General features: G+C 56.5%; 15 protein-coding genes. All 15 read right to left on the reverse strand.

Translation table 11 applies throughout. The features are described from left to right. Nucleotides 1–4: 4 nt before the first annotated feature. The 15 genes from KDX37_RS13390 to tssA are packed head-to-tail and all read right to left on the reverse strand — an operon-like array spanning nt 5 to nt 19,489. Entirely contained in the window at nt 5–910 is a 906-nt protein-coding gene (locus KDX37_RS13390; protein WP_231653183.1) for a serine/threonine-protein kinase, read from the reverse strand. Beyond that, on the reverse strand, nt 910–4,422 hold the full coding sequence (gene tssM / locus KDX37_RS13395) for a type VI secretion system membrane subunit TssM (protein ID WP_231653184.1): 3,513 nt from the start codon (nt 4,420–4,422) through the stop codon (nt 910–912). Before tssM ends, KDX37_RS13390 begins: the two co-directional genes overlap by 1 nt. A 13-nt stretch (nt 4,423–4,435) precedes the next feature. Next, on the reverse strand, nt 4,436–5,299 hold the full coding sequence (gene icmH, locus KDX37_RS13400) for a type IVB secretion system protein IcmH/DotU (RefSeq protein ID WP_406642180.1): 864 nt from the start codon (nt 5,297–5,299) through the stop codon (nt 4,436–4,438). Then, nucleotides 5,296–6,630 carry a type VI secretion system baseplate subunit TssK gene (tssK, locus tag KDX37_RS13405; RefSeq protein ID WP_231653186.1) on the reverse strand — a complete coding sequence of 445 codons (1,335 nt, stop codon included), beginning with the start codon at nt 6,628–6,630 and terminating at the stop codon, nt 5,296–5,298. Before tssK ends, icmH begins: the two co-directional genes overlap by 4 nt. A 2-nt stretch (nt 6,631–6,632) precedes the next feature. Beyond that, complete coding sequence (gene tssJ / locus KDX37_RS13410) at nt 6,633–7,121, reverse strand: type VI secretion system lipoprotein TssJ (protein WP_231653187.1); 489 nt, start codon at nt 7,119–7,121, stop codon at nt 6,633–6,635. Between the two features lie 5 nt (nt 7,122–7,126). Next, nucleotides 7,127–8,308: a type VI secretion system-associated FHA domain protein gene (locus KDX37_RS13415; RefSeq protein ID WP_231653188.1), complete on the reverse strand. Its 1,182-nt coding sequence runs from the start codon at nt 8,306–8,308 to the stop codon at nt 7,127–7,129. Between the two features lie 17 nt (nt 8,309–8,325). Then, entirely contained in the window at nt 8,326–8,466 is a 141-nt protein-coding gene (locus KDX37_RS13420) for a type VI secretion protein (RefSeq protein WP_231653189.1), read from the reverse strand. 47 nt (nt 8,467–8,513) lie between these two features. Beyond that, nucleotides 8,514–10,025, reverse strand: coding sequence for a sigma-54 interaction domain-containing protein (locus KDX37_RS13425; protein WP_231653190.1), 1,512 nt, complete (start codon nt 10,023–10,025; stop codon nt 8,514–8,516). A gap of 10 nt (nt 10,026–10,035) precedes the next feature. After that, complete coding sequence (gene tssH / locus KDX37_RS13430) at nt 10,036–12,648, reverse strand: type VI secretion system ATPase TssH (protein WP_231653191.1); 2,613 nt, start codon at nt 12,646–12,648, stop codon at nt 10,036–10,038. 10 nt (nt 12,649–12,658) lie between these two features. Continuing rightward, a complete protein-coding gene (tssG, locus tag KDX37_RS13435; protein WP_231653192.1) occupies nt 12,659–13,666 on the reverse strand; it encodes a type VI secretion system baseplate subunit TssG in 1,008 nt (335 codons plus the stop codon). Further along, nucleotides 13,630–15,417 carry a type VI secretion system baseplate subunit TssF gene (gene tssF / locus KDX37_RS13440; protein WP_231653193.1) on the reverse strand — a complete coding sequence of 596 codons (1,788 nt, stop codon included), beginning with the start codon at nt 15,415–15,417 and terminating at the stop codon, nt 13,630–13,632. Before tssF ends, tssG begins: the two co-directional genes overlap by 37 nt. A 59-nt stretch (nt 15,418–15,476) precedes the next feature. Beyond that, on the reverse strand, nt 15,477–15,890 hold the full coding sequence (tssE, locus tag KDX37_RS13445; RefSeq protein WP_231653194.1) for a type VI secretion system baseplate subunit TssE: 414 nt from the start codon (nt 15,888–15,890) through the stop codon (nt 15,477–15,479). Between the two features lie 16 nt (nt 15,891–15,906). Then, complete coding sequence (gene tssC / locus KDX37_RS13450; RefSeq protein WP_231653195.1) at nt 15,907–17,382, reverse strand: type VI secretion system contractile sheath large subunit; 1,476 nt, start codon at nt 17,380–17,382, stop codon at nt 15,907–15,909. A 21-nt stretch (nt 17,383–17,403) separates the two neighbouring features. Next, nucleotides 17,404–17,910: a type VI secretion system contractile sheath small subunit gene (gene tssB, locus KDX37_RS13455; RefSeq protein ID WP_231653196.1), complete on the reverse strand. Its 507-nt coding sequence runs from the start codon at nt 17,908–17,910 to the stop codon at nt 17,404–17,406. A 28-nt stretch (nt 17,911–17,938) separates the two neighbouring features. After that, the gene (gene tssA, locus KDX37_RS13460; protein WP_231653197.1) at nt 17,939–19,489 is read right to left on the reverse strand and encodes a type VI secretion system protein TssA; all 1,551 of its coding nucleotides are present in this window, start codon (nt 19,487–19,489) and stop codon (nt 17,939–17,941) included. Between the last annotated feature and the right edge of the window lie 561 nt (nt 19,490–20,050).

Raw genomic sequence — 20,050 nt, forward strand, 5'->3', positions numbered from 1 at the left:
CATCTCAAAACCAGCGCATTGACCGTGCAGCGGGCGCCGCACGAAACAACGCGCAAAGCTGGTCGGCGCTGGCTGTCCTGTCCCTGGGGTCCGACGCCAGTGCGCTGCGTAACGTGGCCCAGCATGCGGTTGGCAGACTCTCGGGTCTTTCGAGCCGCCGGTCAGATCGAGGCTTGCCGACGGATACATCGGTTGCAAGACCGAACGGATGCTCACCGGACGCGAGTTCATACAACACGCACGCGACGGCATAAACTTCGGCCTTTTCAGTCAGCGATGCTCCATCGCATCGCTCAGGCGCGGTGTAGCGCGGAGTCCAGGCACGGAGCCCATTTGGGTGCAACTGCGGCAGGCCTGCCTGAACGCCCTCCAAGGGGTGAGCCAGGCCAAAATCAAACAGCCGTAAACCCTGCTCGGTCAGCATGATATTGCCGGGTTTGACATCGCCATGCAGGACACCCCGCTGATGAGCGTGGCCCAACGCATCGAGCAGTGTCACGGCGATGCTCTGCAGCTCATGCCAAGGCAATCCCTCGGGCCGTTCATGCATAAGGCAGTCGAGCGTCAGGCCGCGCATGAGGTCCTGAACCAGAAAAGCGCCGCCTGAGGCAATGTCCACATCAAACGCGTGGATACGAAGGATGTGGGGATGATGCAACTGGCGTGTCAGGGCAAACTCTCGATAAAGCAAAGTGCCTGCGTCAGCAGTATGCGCAAGGTCATCGTTCAGCACCTTTATCGCGACACGCGAATCCGGCTCGCCAAACTGTTCATGCAGCAGATCGCGGGCCTGGTAGACCGCGCCCATCCCGCCAGCGCCCAACAGACGTTCAATCCGGTAGCGTCCAGCCAGTACCTCGGGCAACGTACTGCTGGACTTGTCTGGACTGCGAAGGTTTTCAGCGTACATCAGAGTTGTGCAGGCATACGGAAGCTGCGCAGCACAGACATGTCGAACGGGTTCGGTGAACGCTGGCTCATCAACAGATAGTTGGCGCGCATTCCGCCCAGATCGGCCTTGAGTACCAGTACATCCCGCCCTTTCAATGGCTCGGTCTGCATCAGGTCAAACAGTCGAAAAAGCGACCATGGGCCGGTATTTTTTTCCAGCCCCAAGGGCCGCCCTGCGCTGCGATCCAATACCAGGCTGGCGCGACCATCATCGACATCGGTTGGCCAGGTAAACAGTGCTGACACAATCGGACCGTGCCGGTACTCCATGGACTGATCGCCCAAGCGAAACTCCGCTCTGCTGACACTTTGATCCAGCGTATAAGGCTCAAGCTTGAACTGCACCTGCGGTTCTTGCGTGTCGCTGGCGAAAAAGCTCTTGCGGATCCGGCTTACCTTGGCCATCTGATCCAGATAAGCACGGCTCATCGGCAGACTGAGGCCATCAATACTCCGTAAGCGATAGTGCCCGGGATCGCCGCTGACAAAGGGTTTCAGGTAGCTGTCAAAAAACCGCTCGGCGAGGCCCTGCGACTTGAAAAACTCCCGAAAATCGTTGAGTGCCACATCGCTGCTGCTATGCGCATCAAAGGGATAGCGTTTGTCCAGCGCCTGGCCGTAAAACGTGTAGAGCTCATCCCTGTAGCGTTGATTTAGGTACTGATGCGATTGGTAAAGAACATGGCCCCAAGTGCTTTCAGCCAGATCGTTGAGCCAACCCGCGACCGGCTGGGGTAACCGGGAAGCGGTCTGGCGCAGTTGGCTCAGCGCATCACGCTGGCCGGCCAAGCGTGCCTTGGCCATCTCGTAGGCGGCCAATTCAGGCTGGCCTGCACGCGCCAGGGCAGCCATCTGTAGCTGAACGTCGTTGAGCGCAGCCAGCAGCGCATCCAGATCAGCAGCCGGACCACCTTCGTTATCCAGCAGCCGATGCAGAGGTGTGAAGCGCCGCAGCAGCGCTCTCTTGGCGTTGTCGGGCATAGTTTGAACACCGGTCTCCTGTATCAGTCCATTCGCGGCTGCGACGCTGTCGGGCGCACCCACTTTTTTCAACGCCTGCACAGCGGCGGTCGAAGGCTCACGTGCCATGTCCGCCAACACCGGAAACAGGGTGTTTTCACGAACCTCAATCAACAGTTGCAGTAGCGGAGAACTGGCTGATGTCAGGCCAGCCATGAGGACCGCCCCCTGCCTCGCGCCTTCAAAGGGCTGTAGAGACACTTTGCCTACCAGCTCTGCCCAATGATCTGCGTAATCGCCAAAGTACAATTGCTCCAGTTCAACCATTAGCGCATGCAACTGCAACGGATTCAGCGTCTTGCCTTCGCCCAACACCCAGTTGTCGCGCAGAATTTCACTGACGACTGCACTGCCCTGGCTGATGAAAAACTGCTGATAGCCTTTGCGCGTGTAAAGACCGGGAAGGCGGTAGTCTGCACCCGCTAACAACGCGCCCTGCGGTCCGATGTGTTGAGCCAGGCTGTACTCGGGAAGAACACGTGCCTTTTCCACGAGCGCGCGGTAGACCAGATGGGCCATCGACTCGCTGCGCAACACCTGACGCGCCTGAGCCACAAGCGCAGCATTGAAAGGATGAGCGAAGGGTTGGGTGAGCAGGCGTGCAAAGTGGTCCCCCAACTGCTGCTGCGCCGCCAGGTGCCCGCTGTAGCGTAATGACCAGTCCGAGGCGAGTCGCGCTTTCAGCCATGCAACGTCGCGGCGCTCAGGATCGCGAAGCATCAGATAGGCACGCAAACTGTCCAGTAGTTGCTGGCGATCACTCAGGTTGGCCTGCATCTGTGTTTCGAGCATGCGTGCCACACGGGGCAACATCTGCGCCTGCAACTGTTGGTGATACGCTTGCTTGAGTACGATGTTCGCTGGCTCGCCCTGATAAAGACCATTGCGCTCATACACCGCGGTCTCATCGGTTGCAGGGAACACACGGGACGCCTCATAAGCCGTGTTCAAGGGCTGCAGAACCGTAAGCAGGTCGTCCTGCTCACGGACGGAAGACCACTGCTGCGTCAGTTGCCGGGAAAGAAGACGCAGCGTTTCCAACCGTTCGTGGTTGGCATTGAAACCGAGAGCCCAAAGCGTACCGAAAACGGCCAGCAGCCCCAGAGCTAAACCCTGCAGGCCACGCTGGCGCCAGTTGATCTTTCGACGGGCGCGGCTGTCGAGGACTGCCAGGCCCGACTCGGGAAAGATGACTCGGCTCAACAGATCATGAATGAAACGAGCGCGTCCAGCGTGCAGCTCAGGCAAACCAACGATGCGCTCCTGCGTGTCTTGTATGGCTGCAGCAGCCTTGCCTATGACATGGGGCGCACGTGTCAGGTAAAAGCCCCTCAATTGACTGCCCCGCTGATAACGATTGCCCGAGAATGCCTGTTCAACGAACACCTCCAGGCGGTACCCAATGCGCGCGAACTGGTTGGGGAAATCGAGCATCCGGCCCCGTCGTTGCGTACTGCGTTCCTGATGGATGCGGGTAATCAGTTGACTGGCCAGACGCTGCAACAGCGCCTCGAACTCTTGGCGCAGCACCTCAACGTCAGTGCCAGCCTGCCCGTTTCGGAAGGTCACCCCCAGCACCTGTTCGCTTTCCTCCTTGGACAGCTGCTCGAAAAACTCATCGAAACCGGTCAGCGAATCGGCTTTGGTCAACACCAGATAGACTGGAACATCGACATGCAGTCGTTGATAAACCTCATAGAGTCGACGACGCACTGTTTCGGCCAGCTCATCCAGAGGGTTGTCAACATCGTCGTTGAGCAGCATGTCAATCGGCAGGGTCACCAGGATGCCGCTCAGCGGACGCACACGACGGCGATTGCGCAACAACCCCAAAAGACTCGTCCACGCGCTGCCGTCCACCTGCGATGCAGGTTGTTTAAAATAACGGCCAGCGGTGTCCATGATCACGGCCTGATCCGTGAAGTACCACTCGCAATCCGAAGTGCTTCGGGTGTCACGCGTCAGCTTGCGCTCGGAGCGGTTCAATGGAAAATCGAGCCCCGAGAAATCCAGCAGGCTGGTTTTACCGCTGCCTTGCGGCCCGATCAGCAGATACCAGGGCAACTCCTGGCGCCATCGTGCGCCGCGAGCACCGTACAGGCTGGACTCCTTCAGAACGCGCAACACATCCTTGAAACGAGTAGCGAGCGCCTTGCGCTCTTTTTCAATCAACACGTCCTGACGCACGCGCTCATGATCGGCAGCACTGTCGCCCTTTCGCCCACGGTTTTTGCCACGTCCGCTTAAAAAGACCATCGCCAGCCCCCAGAACAGAAACAGCAGGCTGATCGTCGTCAGGCGCGAGGCAGCGCTTGCCCAGAACCTGTTATCCGAAACGGCCAGTTCCTGTCCGAAAAGCCAGATTGAAACGGCCGCCAGCAGTATCAGCAGCAATGACCAGACCCACGAAGTCGCGAGCAGGCACACCAGTTTGTTGAAGAAGATTTTCATTACGTTTCTCGGGTCACGGCTGAAGCACAGGCGCAGCGGATTCAAATGACTGATAGGGTTTGAGAACGGTCTCGCGCTGTTTGCCCAGCACCCAGGCAAACCCCGAATACATGATCGTCAGGGTCATCGCGGTAAACAGTACGACCAACCATAAGGGCACGATGCGGACATGATTGACGCTTGTCGGCTTGCTGCCTTGCCACTGAGGTGAAAGCATTCGGGGAATGTCACCTCGCGACTGCCGTATCTGCCGATAAAGCCTGTCACGGACCACTTCAAGTTCTGTGTCACCGCGGTGAGCGACACGGTATTTGCCTTCAAAACCAAGTGCGAGGCACAGGTACATGAGTTCGAGCATGGGCAGATGCTTGCGCGGGTTGCCGGACAAACGCTCGAGTAGCTGGAAGAATTTTTCGCCCCCGAATGTCTCGTTGTGAAAGCGGCTCAGCAGGCTCATCGTCGACCAGTCACTCGAACTGCCCCACGCGCTGGTAAGCACCGTTTCATCCAGGACGGTGCACAGCACGTAGCGGGCAACCAACAGCTGGTCGTTTTCAATTGCATGGTGCCGGGCAGTCAGTTCAAAAAGCTTCACCTGTTCCGACAGCCGAACATTCAACGAGCGGATATCCGTCCGTTGGTCCACGTCGGCCAGGCTGACCATTTCCACCAGTAGCTCACTGGCCGCAGCCACTAGCGGATTGATATGCAGGTCAAGCCGCTTGCCGGAGCCCAGACGGGCGCTGTCCATCAAGCGCTCCTGCAGGTTTTCGAATCCAGGCGAGTCGGCCTTGTCGGTCAAGACAGGATGGGCTGCCGTCTGATCACGGTGATACAACACCGTTTTGTCGCCATGGTTGTTTCTCATGCTGTTCATCCGTTTCTGATCGCCCAAAATTGCAGTTCAAGGCCGGGAAATTCTCCGGACACATGAAAAGCAAAACCGCCCGAGTTATCGATACGGGCCTGCTCCTGATCGTCGATATCCAGAATGAAATAGGTCTTGTTGGCGTGGAACGGAATCTGCCGCGGGGCAACGGGAAGCGGCCGCAGCCTGATACCGGGCAAGTGAAGGCTGACCAGCTCGCGGATACTTTCCACAGAGCCTGCCTTGAGGTGCGCGGGCAAACGATGGCGTAAATCTTCCGCCTCGCAATGCGCCTGCGCCGCCAGAACAAACGAAGCAGAGCCCAGCAACTGTCGGTCTACACGCGGTGATACCAGGACGCCGTACTGGCGCTGCTGCAATTCAAGCTCCATCGCATGCTGTTCCAGCACCATGGACAATGCCTGACGAATGGCTGACATGACTGCCCTGAACGTCGCGCCCTGATTACTATGCTGATAGCGGCTATCCAGTTGCGGACGCCGTGTCTCAGCACCGAAAGTGGCCAATTCACCCACTAGCGCAAGCAACTCGCGATAAAGCGCTTCGGGATGAACGTTGCCCGTGGCCAGGTAATGCTGAAGCAGCAACTGGGCACGATTGATCAACTGCAACATCATGAAGTCACCGACTTCCGCACTGCCGCCCTTGCCATTGGAGCGCATCCGGCGGGCAATAGCGTCGCCTCGGTGCTCCAGCAGGCTGACCACCTCCTTCAGGCACGACATCAGATAAGCCGAGCCGCTGGCGTTGATGAACGTTGGCGAAAAATCAGTATCCAGCCGTAATGCCTTGTCCGGCGTGCTGATCAGCACTTGACACAGCTTAAGCATTACCTGGGCGTTGTCAGCGGGCTGCTCGCCAATCAGCAAGCGAAACTCGGGGCGCGCGCACAGAATCGTTGTGGCAGAAACCACTCCGGCATTGGAGTCAGAGACGTTGGTCGAATAAGCCGTGTAGCGGGCCACAGTATCTGGTTGATCGGTCGTCCTCGCCTCGATGCAATTCCCGCTCACCATCGGCAGCGCCAGGTAAACCGCCTTGTTCGCGGTATTGGCGGGTATTTCCAGCGCCAAGGGCCTGTCACGGTCGCCCAGATCGAACACGCTACCGTCAGGCAGCACGCCTGCCGCCTGGTTGAGCACGATCTGGCCTGATTCGAGAAACTGCGGATCGATTTCCAGCGCCGTGAAACCCCAGATATAGCCGCCAGCCAACCGGGTTCGGATCCTCAGTTGATGGTCGTAATACCGATCGTTATGCTGAAAATGCTGCGGTCGCAGCAACATGCCTTCCTGCCAGATAACCTTGTGGACATTCATGATCAGCGTCCCGCTCCTGCCAGTAACGCGTCGGTGCGGTGCAAGCCATCTTCGTCGAGGGCAAGCTCGGCACGGGTCTGCGCTTCGGGCTGAAGCTGAACCACGTAACGCCATCTGACGTGTGGCAGGTTGCGATAGGCCGCCAGCACACCTACGTAGCGACTGCCGGGCAGCACGCTCAACTTCAGATCAACGCGCTCGCCCGGACGCAACTCAAGCTCCTCGCTGATAACGAGGTCCCGGGAAAGGGTTTCCTCGCCGCGTTCATACAAGTCAAAGAAATCATTTGTTTCAAAAGCCACCGGATGCTTCAGCTCCAGCAGCCGCAGAACAACAGGCGACGGTCGGCCATTCAGGTCCGGATTGAGCTGATCGCTCGCGGTCAGCCCGAGCTGCAGTCGAGTCTGCGTCGAATAAGGTGAAAAGGCCGAACACCCGGCCAGCAGTGAAAACAAGACCAGCAAGGCGGGTGTCTTGCAATGAAATTTCATGTGCGTCATTCCGGTAAGCCTGAGTGAAGGGTATTGATCAAGCGAATCTGCTCGTCGTAGGCCTGAGCGAAATCCTGGGCCATGAACCCGTCGCTCTGTTGAGCCTGGCAAGTCAGCGTTTGATGGTGGCGCTGATAAGCACGCCAACACCTGCCAGCGGTGGTCAGCACCGGCCAGTTGGCCTCAAGCCCGAATTGCAGGCGCAGCTGTTTCGGGGAAAGGTTTTCCAGGAGGGCGCGGGTCATCGCACGACACCCGGCCAGCATGGCGACCTGATGCGCCTGTGCATCTCGAAACGCCTGTGCAATCAACCGTTCAGAGTCTCTGGGTTCGGGCTGCTTTAACAGGAGTGTCACAAGCGTGGAACGGGTGTCTCCGGTCTCGAACGGGTCGTCACCATCAGCGGTAATACCAGACAGCCCGCCACCCCATTCTTCTGCCAGCTCGTTACGCGTCCAGGCGCCTTGGCGCAGGCCTGTTACGCAATGCTTGAGCAAACCGGCGACCCGCTCGGCCAGGGCTTCACGAGTGGCGGGATCCAGCTCACTGACATTCATACCCAACGCGACACCAAACCGGTTCCAGAACAGGTCTGGCTGTGTCGCCAGGACCTCCGTCATACGGTGAGGCAGTCTGGGTTCCCCACAGGCAACCAGCTCCGGCAAAGGCAAATGCTCTCTCTCGGGACGAGCGTAGCAAGAGCCCTGACCAGGTTCGCTGGCACCTGCGATGAACGACGAAAGACCATCCATGACGCCACACACCGGGGCATGTGCCTGTAGCGCGATCAGCGGGTCAAGCTCGTCTGATCCGAGGCCTTGCAGTACGCTTTCAGTCATGAGCGAGCAGGCACTCTGGCTGCGATTCACTGCGCCGAGATACGCCTCGATTTCGACGTCGCCCAACTGGTATCGACTGCCTTGGCGGACGCGCTGCGGATAACCTGTGCGCAACGTTTCCGCCTGGCTTGTTGCGGTTCCATTGCGACTGATATCAGTCAGGTAATACTCGCCCTGGCTGTAGGTGATCTGTGCGTGATGCCTGGACACGTGCTGCCCCGCATCCTCGATACGCCAGTCACAATCAGCGGCGCGACCTATGACTCCGCCGCCGGGGCCGCAGGTCCATGACATGGCCCTGCCCTCCCTCAGGCTGTGCGGGTTGATGACTTCAAACACCAGTTCCATGAATTCTTCTCTTGCGCTCATTTATCGCGATTGACTGACGCTGGATCGCCCAACGGGCGATACTCGTCATCACTGAATGTGTAATGGCCCGTGCAACCGCCGACGGTCATCAACATGAACAACGACAAAAAACGGGCAAGCCGGTGACGGGAAGTCATCAGAGGATCTCCAGAAAAAGAAACAAATGTGGGTGGTCGGATGCCCGCTAGGCTCGCCCTGACTCTGCTGCGCCTATGTTGAAATGGGCGATGCGATACAGCAGCGTGCGTCTCGATAATCCAAGGGTGCGGGCCGTAAGACTTCGGTTGCCTGCGCTGCTGCGTAAGCACTCCAGTAAAATGCCGCGCTCAAAATGCTCCAGGCGGTCGCGCAACCTGGGGCTGGTAAACGGTGTGGAGGTTTCGAGGCCCACGGGAAAATGCTCCGGCCCCAACACCCCGCTGTCACATAACAACACTGCGCGTTCGACAAGCGACTTGAGCTCCCGGACGTTGCCGGGAAATGCATAATTCGCAAGGCTTGCGAGCGCCAACGGAGACCATTCGACGGCGTCGCGCTTCAAGCAGATGCAAGCTTTTTCAGCGAAATGCCTGGCAAGCGTTTCAATGTCCTCACCGCGCTGACGCAGAGGCGGCAACTCGATGGGAAACTGGGCCAGTCGGTAGTAGAGGTCTTCTCTGAACTTCCCTTCGGTAATCAGCGTTGGCAAATCCCGGTGTGTCGCGGCAATGATCCGTACATCGACCTTGCGCACCTCGTTGGAGCCCAATGGGCGAATCTCTCCCTCCTGTAAGACACGGAGGATTTTTGCCTGCAGCGCAAGGGGCATGTCGCCAATCTCATCCAGCAGCAATGTTCCGCCGTCGGCCTCTTCAAAAAGCCCGCGACGGTCGCGATCAGCACCGGTGAAAGCGCCTTTGCGATAACCGAACAGCTCGCTCTCCAGCAACTGTTCGGGGAATGCCGCACAGTTCTGTACAACGAACGCTTTGGAGCGCCGAGGACCGCATTCATGCACCGCGCGCGAGACGACCTCCTTACCGGTGCCTGTCTCACCAGTCAGCAAAATGATGTAAGGACTGTGCAGGACCTTGCTGATCAGATGACAGGTCTGGCGCATCACCGCGCTCTTGCACATCAGACCGTAATCCATGGAGGGTGCCAGTGGATCGGCAGGCGAGCGGATCATGTGTGGTGGGTTCAAGCGCCGTAACAACGATCTTTGGCGTAGCGCGAAAGCACCCAGCGAACCCAGCGACACAGCAAAGCCCTGCAATGCCCGACGTTCGCTGCTGGCACAGACCAGCAACGCCTTGGGAACACCATCACGGTTGAGCAGCGGCACGCACAGCAGCGACCTCCACGCTTTTTTTCGCGCAGGCAGAAAACCGGTCTGGTACAGGCTCGAACCCAGGTCATCCAGGTCAACCGCCCGATTCTCGGCAAGGCTGAACTGAAGTAACTGTTCGGTGCTGTAATCAATCTCCCCTTCTTGGGACGCCGACGACTGAACAGCGCCGCCAAGCACTGCCGCACCCAGGACAAGCCGCTCATCGTCAACCAAAAAAACCTGGGCCAATTCACACTCGCTGAGTTCAGATGCAGTACGAACAAAATCATGCAACAAGGCCTCGCTGTCGCCGAGTTGCGACAATGCTGCGTAGTGCGAACACAGTTTCTGCGCATACCCAAGTGGCTCGTGCACAGCCAGGAACATTGAACCCATCCTAGGCACACTCACAGACGATACAGCCAGCGCCATCAAGCGTGACATGGAGCTGACTGACAGGCTCGCATCGCGACATGGCGTCCAGCAGACGGTCAGCGATGGCGGGTGTCACACAGGTATCAAGGACGTGATCGATCATTCGAGCACCGCTGTCGCCGGACGAGCAGCGTTCAAGCACACAGGTGACCAGCGTCGGCGAAAGGCTTAATGACACGCCTCGGTTTTGCAGACGATCACCCAGGCGATTCAGCTTTATGTCGACCAGTTCGCGAAGCACCTCGTTTCCAATCGGGTAATACGGCACCACAGACATTCGAGCCAGCAATGCAGGCTTGAAGTGCGCGCTCAACAACGGTCTGATTTCCGCTTCCAGCACGCCGACGTCAGGTCGTTGCTGATTGTGGCAGAGTGCACTGATTCGCTCGCTGGCCAGGTTGGAGGTCATCAGGATCAATGTGTTGCGGAAGTCGATCTCTCGCCCCTCCCCGTCATTGACCACACCCTTGTCGAAGATCTGATAAAACAGATTGAGTACATCGGGGTCGGCTTTTTCGACCTCGTCGAGCAGGACCACTGAATAAGGCTTATGCCGCACGGCTTCGGTCAGCATGCCGCCCTCGCCATAACCGATGTATCCTGGAGGCGCGCCGATCAGCCGGGACACGGTGTGCTTTTCCTGAAATTCGGACATGTTGATGGTGGTCAGAAAGCGCTCGCCGCCATACAGCAGATCAGCCAACGCAATTGCCGTCTCGGTCTTGCCCACACCGCTCGGGCCAACCAGCAGGAAGACGCCCACCGGCCCCTCTGGCTTGTTCAAACCCGCTGCAACTGCCCGCATGGCCCGATCAAGCGCTTGAACTGCCTGATCCTGCCCACGAATGCGCGCTCGCATATTGCTGGCAAACGTCGCGACCGTTGCACTGTACTCCTGAGTCAGCTGTGAGCGCGGAACGCCAGTCCATGCGCTGACCACGTCTGCGACCATCGTCGGGCAAACTTCGACACTCACCAATCGTTCGGTGGGGGGGATATCAGCGAGAGTCTTGTAGAGCAAGGCCTGTTCGGCTCTCAGCTCAGTCAGCTCAAGTTCGGATACCATTGCCAGCGGCGCTGGAGATGCGTCTACCGGACTAGCCTGGTATTGCGATATCTGCCGACGCAGGTCAAGCACTCTGCCGGCAGAAATACGTTGCTCATTCCAGCGACTCTCCATCAGGACGGCCTGCGTACCGAGTTGCTGCAACTGAACCGTCAGGGTATCCAGAACGTTCTGATCCACAGACAAACCTGCCGCTGCGTCACGAGTCATTGCTTCCAATTGGCGCTGCCCCCGAACACATTCGGTACGAAGGCTCTCAAGCTGCTCGGGCAGCGCGGCCAGTCCGATACGAACACGCGCACAGGCCGTGTCGAGCAAGTCCACAGCCTTGTCAGGCAGTTGTCTGCCACTGAGATAGCGAGCCGAGAGACGGGCCGCGGCGACCACCGCATCATCACGCAGATAAACGCCGTGGCTCTTTTCGTAAATCGGCGCCAGCCCACGCAAAATAGTAATGGCCTGATCAACCGTTGGCTCAAGCACCCGGACCGGCTGAAAGCGACGGGCCAGCGCCGGATCCTTCTCGAAATATTTCTTGTACTCAGACCACGTGGTGGCAGCGATTGTCCGCAGCTCCCCACGTGCCAGAGCAGGTTTCAGCAAGTTGGCGGCGTCGGAGCCACCGGCTTGCCCACCCGAACCAATCAGCGTGTGGGCTTCGTCGATAAACAGGACGATGGATCGAGGCGAAAGTCTTACTTCGTCCATGACGCCCTTCAGGCGTCGCTCGAACTCCCCCTTGATGCTGGCTCCCGCCTGAAGCAGGCCCATGTCCAGCGACAGCAGCTCTGCACCCTGCAATGACTCCGGCACCTCCCCCCGGACGATCTTCAACGCCAGACCTTCGACAATCGCAGTCTTGCCGACACCGGCCTCGCCGACCACAATCGGGTTGTTCTTGCGCCTGCGGGACAGGATGTCGATCATCTGACGAATCGAGTCGTCACGGCACAGCACCGGATCAATTTCTCCGTCACGTGCCTGACGTGTCAGGTCATGGGTGAAGCGCGCCAGCAAGGATTCCTGTTCGAGGCTCGCGGCGCCCGCACCGGATGCGGGTTGTTCACTCAGGGCGAAATCGCGCAGACGATCGCTGTCTATTCTGGCCAGCAATGGCTGGTAACGGCTTCCGGCATAGCGCAAGGGATTACGCAGGACTGCAAGGATCAAAGCGGCCTGATCAATGTGGTTTTGCCCCAGTTCCAGAGTGGCCACCAGCAAGGCGTCCTGAAGCCATTGAACAAGCTCGGGAGCGAAAACAGGGTTGCAGGTCGCGCTGTGTTCGATTGCAGGCTGCAACTCGCATGTCAGTTGCGCATGTTCGACCCCTGCATCTTTCAGAGCACGGGCCAGCAAGCCCTGAGGCCGGTCCAGCAATGCCTGCAACAGGTCTTCCACTAGAATCCTGCTTCCACCACGGGCCACGCAACGCTCTGCCGTACCTTCCAGGTCTTGCCGGGTCACAGCGTCCAGCGCCTTGACCAGTTGTTGCAGATCCACGTTGATCATGGATAACTCCTCAAAAAATCGGTCTGCCAATTACTACTAAGCCATCGGCCTCTTCGCGCCCCAGCCATGTGGTCCAGCCGAGGTGACACGTGTTCATCTCGCCGATGCGCAGCGACCGGATGTCTTCATGAAGCAGTTGCAGGCAGATGTCGTAATCCAGGGGATCACGCAGCGTGAACCGCACCAGCGCGCCCAGTGGGGAATAGCCCGAGCCGGTCGGTAGAAATTCATGAAAGCGGTCCCAGCCAAGCTGCTTGATGTGTACGCGAAACTTGCCACTGCGGTCGCGAACCCGCTCGCCCAGCACAGCATCCTCACCCAACTGATGATTGGCTTTACCCAGGCGATTGAGCTGCGTTCGCGAAATACTTACCGAGCGCTCGACACACTGTTCAATGAACAAAGCGGGATGTTTGAAGTAGTAACGCAGTACAGCCTCGACCAGCGCCGCCGAGTGCGCCCGCAAACTCAACAGCCCCAGATAAGGCAATAGCCGCTTCCAGTTAAGCGCTTTCGCATCACGGATCCTGCTGCCGCCCAATCCAATCAATGCAAACAATTGTTCGGAGAACGGGTCACGTGCACCGTTCAGGAACATCGCGTGATAACGGTACTTGCGCCATACAGGCACCATCAGTTTTTGCAGCCTATGGTGAAAAACATCCATGAAGTCACGCGTCGTGTTGATCTTTTCGCTGTACCCCAACGCTTGTTCTGCATAAAAAACCGGTAACGGCGACGCCGCACCAATCAGGCCGATAACGTTGAGGCGCAGCTTTACGCGTAACAGCCCGTGCTCTTCAAATACCTCCAGCCGATCAATGTCGCTGCCCGGGAACCCGAAACTCGGGTTGGCCTGGAGCTCAAGAAAATCATGAAGCTGTTCCTCATTCAGACCAGGGTAAATCTCAGCCAGCGAGTTCAGAATCAGCGGTATCGCCTGGTAGATGGAATACTCACGGACCACTGGGCCGAGTGCTGCTAAAGCAGCGGTTGCAGCCCCATGCGTGGCGTCCATTGATACATTCCTCCTTGAGTACTTTTGACCTGCAATTCATGAAACGAGTTGAGGCTGGCGTACAACGCGAAAAACTCGTTGATGACCGACGCGAACAGAAACAGATGGCCTTCGCCCACATAGCCACTGGGGTCGATGACCAGTTCGGTTTTTACACCCCGCAATGGGAGGCCCTGATACAAACGATCAACCGATTCATGGCGAATCGATTTAAGGGCGTTCATGAGATGCTGGCTGATGCGCTCTGCCTGCTGGTCGTGATGGCGAGGCAAGTCATAGGTTTCAAGAATGACTTTCAACGCATCGACGTTCGCCAGCGACAGGTAGTTGAGTGACATGTTGCTGATCACCCGCCAGAAAAAATCACGGTCAATGGGCGGGGGATAACTGGGAGTCGCTTTGGTTATATTGCGAAACTTCAAAAAGTCTGGTGTACCTTCACAAGACCGACAGATTCCGCCCGCGCTGATCCGCGCAGGCAAATCATGATTGGTGCACGTCAGTTCAATCGAGACTGTTTCAAGCGGCTGTGCTCCGCGCTGGCCAAAACTGAGGTAGGTATCAAGACCGTCGTGGTGCAGCGACGGCTTGTGTCTGACACTGTAATGGCCACAGTCGGCCTTGGCTCCGAATGCAGGATCATGCTCGAATGATTCAAAGGGCACATAGTGCTGATAGCCCAGCCCACCCGGCTGCCACCCGGTAACTTTGTCGACCGAATAAACGCCGCAACTTCCCTGACCTTCATGTGAAGGGCTAAGCAGGTATTCGTCCTGCCTGGCATCAGCGAGAACAGGTATGGCGTCCTGCTTGAAAAGATTCACCACGGGCGTGCAATACAGCTTCACATTGTCGATCGTCGGGCGCAGGTTCTGAATGTCACTGCTCGCCATGTCAAAAACCAGTTGCACAGCGCGAGTCTGTTCAAGCACCTCACCCGTCAACGAACCCAGCACCTCAAACCCTGATACATCGACAAACAGAAACTTCTCCGGAAAGAAAAAATACTCCTGCAAGTAGCGATACCCCCTGAACGTATTCAACGGATAAGGAATCAGCGCTTCATCTTCAGCAAAACCGACCGGCCTGACCTGATCGACAGGCACGTCGAGCTCAATGATGTTTGCGCTGTTGTCGAGCAGAGGCGCGCCCTGCGCATCAAGGGGAATCAACCTTATACTCAACAGCTTGCGCAGCAGTCCAAGATACAACTCCTGACTGACCATCCGATCACCCGCGAGATGCAACCGCACCCGACGCAAATCCAGATCACCCAGGTTGCCGTCGCAGTTGAGCTCCAGCTGCACTTTTATTACCGCCCCCTCACCGTAAGCCGAGCAATCAAAACGCGTCAGCTTCAACGGCAAAACCTCCGTCGCAAAACAGGTACGAAAGCGGCAGATCTGGCCGCTGACAGGCTCGCTCTCCACCGGGGTATCGCGCTCGACGGTCAATCCGGGTCCAGGACGATCCAATGGGTCGAACTGAAGCATGCTGACCGAAGGCAGCGGTCGCATGTAGTTCGGCCATAACAACTGCATCAACGAATGAGTCAGCTCGGGCAAATCATCATCCAGCTTCTGACGCAAGCGACCGGTCAGAAAAGCGAACCCCTCCAACAATCGTTCTACATCCGGATCTTTTCCAGGCTGGCCGAGAAACGGAGCCAGGGCCGGATTGCGCTCGGAAAAACGGCGACCCAATTGACGCAACGCCGTCAGCTCATTCTGGTAGTACTGGTTGAAAGACACGACTTGCCCACCGGATAATTTGAAAACAGGGATCGATATTTGTACTGCCGGAAACAGCGTCAGGTGTGAATCACCCTGACCTCGCCACTTGAGCCCAGGTTGGCGGTGAACTTCACCGCCCTCTTCACTCCGCCTACCTGCAGTGAAGCCTTGATACCGAACGCACGCCTGAGCGGGTCATTGTCTTCGTTGAAAGCCGTTACAACGACATCGGTCAAACGCGGTTCGTAGCGCTGAATGAGCGCTTCAATAGCCAGCCGAGCCTGAGTCCGCGTTTCGTTGAGACTCAGCTTCATATCGTTCAGGTCTGGGAGGCCGTAGTCAGGCACTGTCTGCACACTGCCAACGCGCACACTCAGCATCTTGCCAAGGTGGGCGCTGACAGAGCGCATCACACAGCTTTCTCGATCCAGCGGATCTGATGCGTCAGGCTCTTTGAGAAGCCGCTCGAACAGGCTGCCTTCGCGGCTCATCTCAGCGCTCCGCTGTTCATTCCTTATCCATCTTCCCCACCAGGGAAAGCGTGATATCTGCACCCATGTATTTGAAATGAGGACGGACGTTCAAACTCACACGATACCAACCTGCCTCACCTTCAACGTCACTGACCGTGACCTGCGCGGAACGCAGCGGACGCCTTCCGCGCGTTTCCGCACTGGGGTTGTCCTGATCAGCGATGTACTGACGAATCCACTTGTTCAAATGGAGTTCAAGGTCCGCGCGCTCCTTCCAGGACCCGATCTGCTCTCGCTGCAGAACCTTGAGGTAATGCGCCAGCCGGTTGATGATCATCATGTAAGGCAGTTGCGTGCCCAGCTTGTAGTTGAGCTCAGCGGTCTTGCCTTCCGGGCTGTTGCCAAAGAATTTGGGCTTCTGCACGGAACTGGCCGAAAAGAACGCGGCGTTGTCGCTGCCCTTGCGCATGGTCAGCGCAATGAAACCTTCTTCGGCCAGTTCGTATTCACGACGATCCGACACCAGTACCTCGGTCGGAATCTTGGTCTCGATTTCACCCATACTGTGAAATCGATGCAATGGCAGGTCATCGACCGCACCGCCGCTCTGTGGCCCGACAATATTCGGGCACCAGCGGACCTTGGCAAAGCTGTCAGTCAGTCTGGTGGCAAACGCATATGCTGTGTTGCCCCATAGATAATGCTCATGGTCAATCGACACGTTTTCTCTGTAAGCAAAACTCTTGACCGGATTTTCTTCCGGATCGTACGGGCTGCGAAGCAGGAAACGCGGCACCGTCAATGCGAAGTAACGAGCGTCTTCGTGCTGACGAAAGCTCTGCCACTTGGTGAATTGGGGACCGTCGAAATGATCCTTGAGGTCCTTCAGATCCGGCAGACCGGTGAATTGATCAAGACCGAAGAAACGCGGACCTGCTGCAGCAATAAACGGGGCGTGGGCCATGCAGGCGACGCTGGAAACGTACTGCATGGTTTTGACATCGGGGGCGCTGGGCGAAAAGAAATAGTTGGCAATGATCGCGCCGACTGGATTACCGCCGAACTGGCCGTATTCTGCCGTGTATACATGCTTGTACAAACCCGACTGCATGACCTCCGGCGAGTCTTCGAAGTCTTCCAGCAAGTCCTGCTTCGAAACACTCAACAGCTCGATCTTGATGTTTTCACGGAAGTCAGTGCGATCAACCAGCAGGTGAAGTCCGCGCCAGGATGACTCCAGCGTCTGAAACTCGGGATGGTGCAGAATCTCGTCCATCTGAAGGCTCAGTCTGGCGTCGATTTCAGTGATCATACGGTCAACCAACGCCTTTTTCACGGGCTCCTGGCTGTTATGTGGCTTCAGCAATTCTTCGATGAAAGCCGCCACGCCGCGCTTGGCGATGTCATAAGCATCTTCACCAGGGGCGAGCTTGGTCTGCGCAATAATCTGATCGAGAATTCCGTTGTCCAAAGCTTGATGACTGTTCTGTTGTGCAGGGTTGGTGCTCATACATTCACATCCTGTTGTGGATCAAACGCCTTGTTCAGACGCTGCATCAAGGCCCAGCTCTTTCAGTACTCGATGCCGTGACTGGTCATCCATCAAGACACTTTCAATAGCCTTGCGAAAAGCGGGTGTGTTACCCAGAGGCCCTTTGAGCGCCATCAGCGCTTCGCGCAGCTCCATGAGCTTTTTCATTTCAGGAATCTGCTCGACGAGATTGGCCGGATTGAAGTCCTTCATACACGTCACGTTGATGCGCACCGACAGATCCATACCGTCACTGCTTTCATCCAGCCGATTGCGGACACTCAGAGAAAGTGCCAACTCCTGCTTCTCGAGCACATCATCGAAGTTATTTTTGTCGACACTGATCGACTTGCGATCTTCGAGCTTGCGCTCATCACTGCGCTGAACAAAATCACCCAGAACCAGAAGTTTCAACGGCAGCTCAACTTGTTGCTGAACGTCACCCGTTGCTGGTTTGAATCTAATGTTTACGCGTTCTTTGGGCGCGATGGAGCCTTCTTTGGCCATGAATTTTCCTTGATTAAAATTGAACTGCCTAGTTTTTACCCAGCACGGTTTCCAGATCGTGATAACACAACCGTCGATACACGTCCTTACCCAGACTGGAATCGTTATTTTGCGGAAGCCGTTGATAACACAGGTGCAATAAGCGCCAGACGTTTAAAACAACATCAGGCTCCCATGCGTGAAGATCAAGTGCCTGAATCTGCTGATCCAGCATTTCAAGTTGCACTCTGGCCAACTCGTATTTCTTCGCTTCGTAACAGATACGGGCCAGCGTAAACTGCCAATAAAAACAGGCTCTACCGCCACGAGCATCACCAATGTGCTGCTTGATGATACTGACCGCGGCTCTGAAGCCGCCTCCCCGTAAACCGGGTACAAGTTCATGATAAACTGCATCCCAGGTGGGCTGTTCATCCACACCCGAAGCACTTGTAACAGGCTGTGAAGGCATTACAATTGGCAATACGTGAGCGGCTATCCAGTCCCGGGTTTCAGTGTCGGCAAACGGCTGGCCGTCCTGAAAGCGCAAATCGATAAGTGTCGGTATCCGTTGCAGCAACACCGCCAACTGAACTTCAACTTCTTCCGCTGCCGAGTCGGCATTCAAACCTTTCAAGCACTCCCAGACAATGCGTTGACCTTCCAGCCAGAACGGGCATCCCGTCAGACTGGACTCGACCCGTACAATCAAATCTGCGTAATGACCTTGTTCAAGCCGCTCCCTGTAAATCTTCACGCCGTCTGACGGCACGCCGCGCAGTTCGGTAATACCGTCGGCATTACTGGGAGGCGCATTCTCGATATCCAGCCAGAGTACGGTCCGGTTCAGTCGCAAGGCACGCAAGTCTGTTGTCTTTTGCTGCAACCACCATGCTGTGAGGCAATAAGCAGACTCTCGATGGGCGCTCCACGCCTGACGAGCATCTTTTTCGCTGCCTATGGCTTGGCTTTTCGAAAACAGTTGAGTCGCCACATGCCTGACCTGCTCTGTGACGGTCGGCCTTGCTTCCTCGTTCTGGGCAGCCTGTTGAATGACGCGTGTCAGTCGACGCCGCAGTGGCAACAACAGAGGAGCATCATTGATCAAATGGCGACCCAGCAGGTCATCCAGATCCCCCAGATAAACGGCCAGTTTCTCGAACAGCGACCGCTGCTTTTTTATCGATACGTCTTCAATCGGAATCTTTTCAAGACGCGAGAACAACCATCCCATCGCGGCTGCACGAGTTCTCGACTTGCGGGGATGTAATACTTGCCACCGTTGCTCACAAAGCCAGTGCAACAACCCCATGCCGGCCAGCAGACCTGGAAACGAATCACATTGATAGAGCGCCCACACCAGCCAGCACGCAACTCGCAGATCCTTGGATTGTTCGCAAAGAATAGACTCACATCCCTGTCGAACCTTGATCCAGTCAACGTTGCTGCTGCGCAAACCCGACTCGGTAATATTGAGCTCAGCTTCCAACGCATCGAATTCCGGCGAAAAACGAATATCTTCTCCTGCGTCGTCAAGCCCGTTTATTGGACGCTGTGCAACACCAATAAACTGATTCAAGAGTTGATCCAACTGAGCCACCACTTATTCCTTACCAATGACTGGTTTAAAAAGAGAGTTGACTGTCGGCGCCCTCTTGCAGAAGGCCAACACTAAGGTTGTACAATTTTTTTCACAAGCCTATTTTTCAACGCCTGATAAATATCAGACTTTTCCTACAAGCCAGAAAAAATTAAATGTAGGAAATCGAGAATAATCTGGTTACCCGACACACAGTCACCTTGCCAGTTCACGAATGACAACAAACGGGCAAGTGCGCAAAAAAATGCGCACCAAAAAAGCCAGAAACAGTTGAAAAATGCCTGAAACCTACGACATACCGGGTTGAATAACACGTGCGCAAGTGCTGACAGCAGCTGGCACAATATTGCGCAGTCTCTGATCCGCCCGCCAGCCAAACCCATAAGAACTTGACGAACAACTTGCCTTACGGCTTGTTCTATCAGGGACCTGAAAACTGGCATGGTCCTTGTAAGAACAACGGTAACCGCTCCATTAACCCCACATTCAAAGCACTAAGCTAATGCCAGATGCTGGGCTCCCGATTCTCTCAGGAGCCCATCGATCATGATGCGACCCGAC

It is taken from the genome of Pseudomonas californiensis (genome assembly GCF_021147775.1).
Classification (GTDB): Bacteria; Pseudomonadota; Gammaproteobacteria; order Pseudomonadales; family Pseudomonadaceae; genus Aquipseudomonas; species Aquipseudomonas californiensis.

Bases quoted from the DNA above. Each gene is read 5' to 3' on its own strand.
- tssK (WP_231653186.1), bottom strand. From the start codon at position 6,630: ATGAATGTCCACAAGGTTATCTGGCAGGAAGGCATGTTGCTGCGACCG.
- KDX37_RS13420 (WP_231653189.1), bottom strand. From the start codon at position 8,466: ATGACTTCCCGTCACCGGCTTGCCCGTTTTTTGTCGTTGTTCATGTTG.
- tssH (WP_231653191.1), bottom strand. From the start codon at position 12,648: ATGATCAACGTGGATCTGCAACAACTGGTCAAGGCGCTGGACGCTGTG.
- tssM (WP_231653184.1), bottom strand. From the start codon at position 4,422: ATGAAAATCTTCTTCAACAAACTGGTGTGCCTGCTCGCGACTTCGTGG.
- KDX37_RS13390 (WP_231653183.1), bottom strand. From the start codon at position 910: ATGTACGCTGAAAACCTTCGCAGTCCAGACAAGTCCAGCAGTACGTTG.
- KDX37_RS13415 (WP_231653188.1), bottom strand. From the start codon at position 8,308: ATGGAACTGGTGTTTGAAGTCATCAACCCGCACAGCCTGAGGGAGGGC.
- icmH (WP_406642180.1), bottom strand. From the start codon at position 5,299: ATGAACAGCATGAGAAACAACCATGGCGACAAAACGGTGTTGTATCAC.
- KDX37_RS13425 (WP_231653190.1), bottom strand. From the start codon at position 10,025: ATGTTCCTGGCTGTGCACGAGCCACTTGGGTATGCGCAGAAACTGTGT.
- tssJ (WP_231653187.1), bottom strand. From the start codon at position 7,121: ATGAAATTTCATTGCAAGACACCCGCCTTGCTGGTCTTGTTTTCACTG.
- tssC (WP_231653195.1), bottom strand. From the start codon at position 17,382: ATGAGCACCAACCCTGCACAACAGAACAGTCATCAAGCTTTGGACAAC.
- tssE (WP_231653194.1), bottom strand. From the start codon at position 15,890: ATGAGCCGCGAAGGCAGCCTGTTCGAGCGGCTTCTCAAAGAGCCTGAC.
- tssB (WP_231653196.1), bottom strand. From the start codon at position 17,910: ATGGCCAAAGAAGGCTCCATCGCGCCCAAAGAACGCGTAAACATTAGA.
- tssG (WP_231653192.1), bottom strand. From the start codon at position 13,666: ATGGACGCCACGCATGGGGCTGCAACCGCTGCTTTAGCAGCACTCGGC.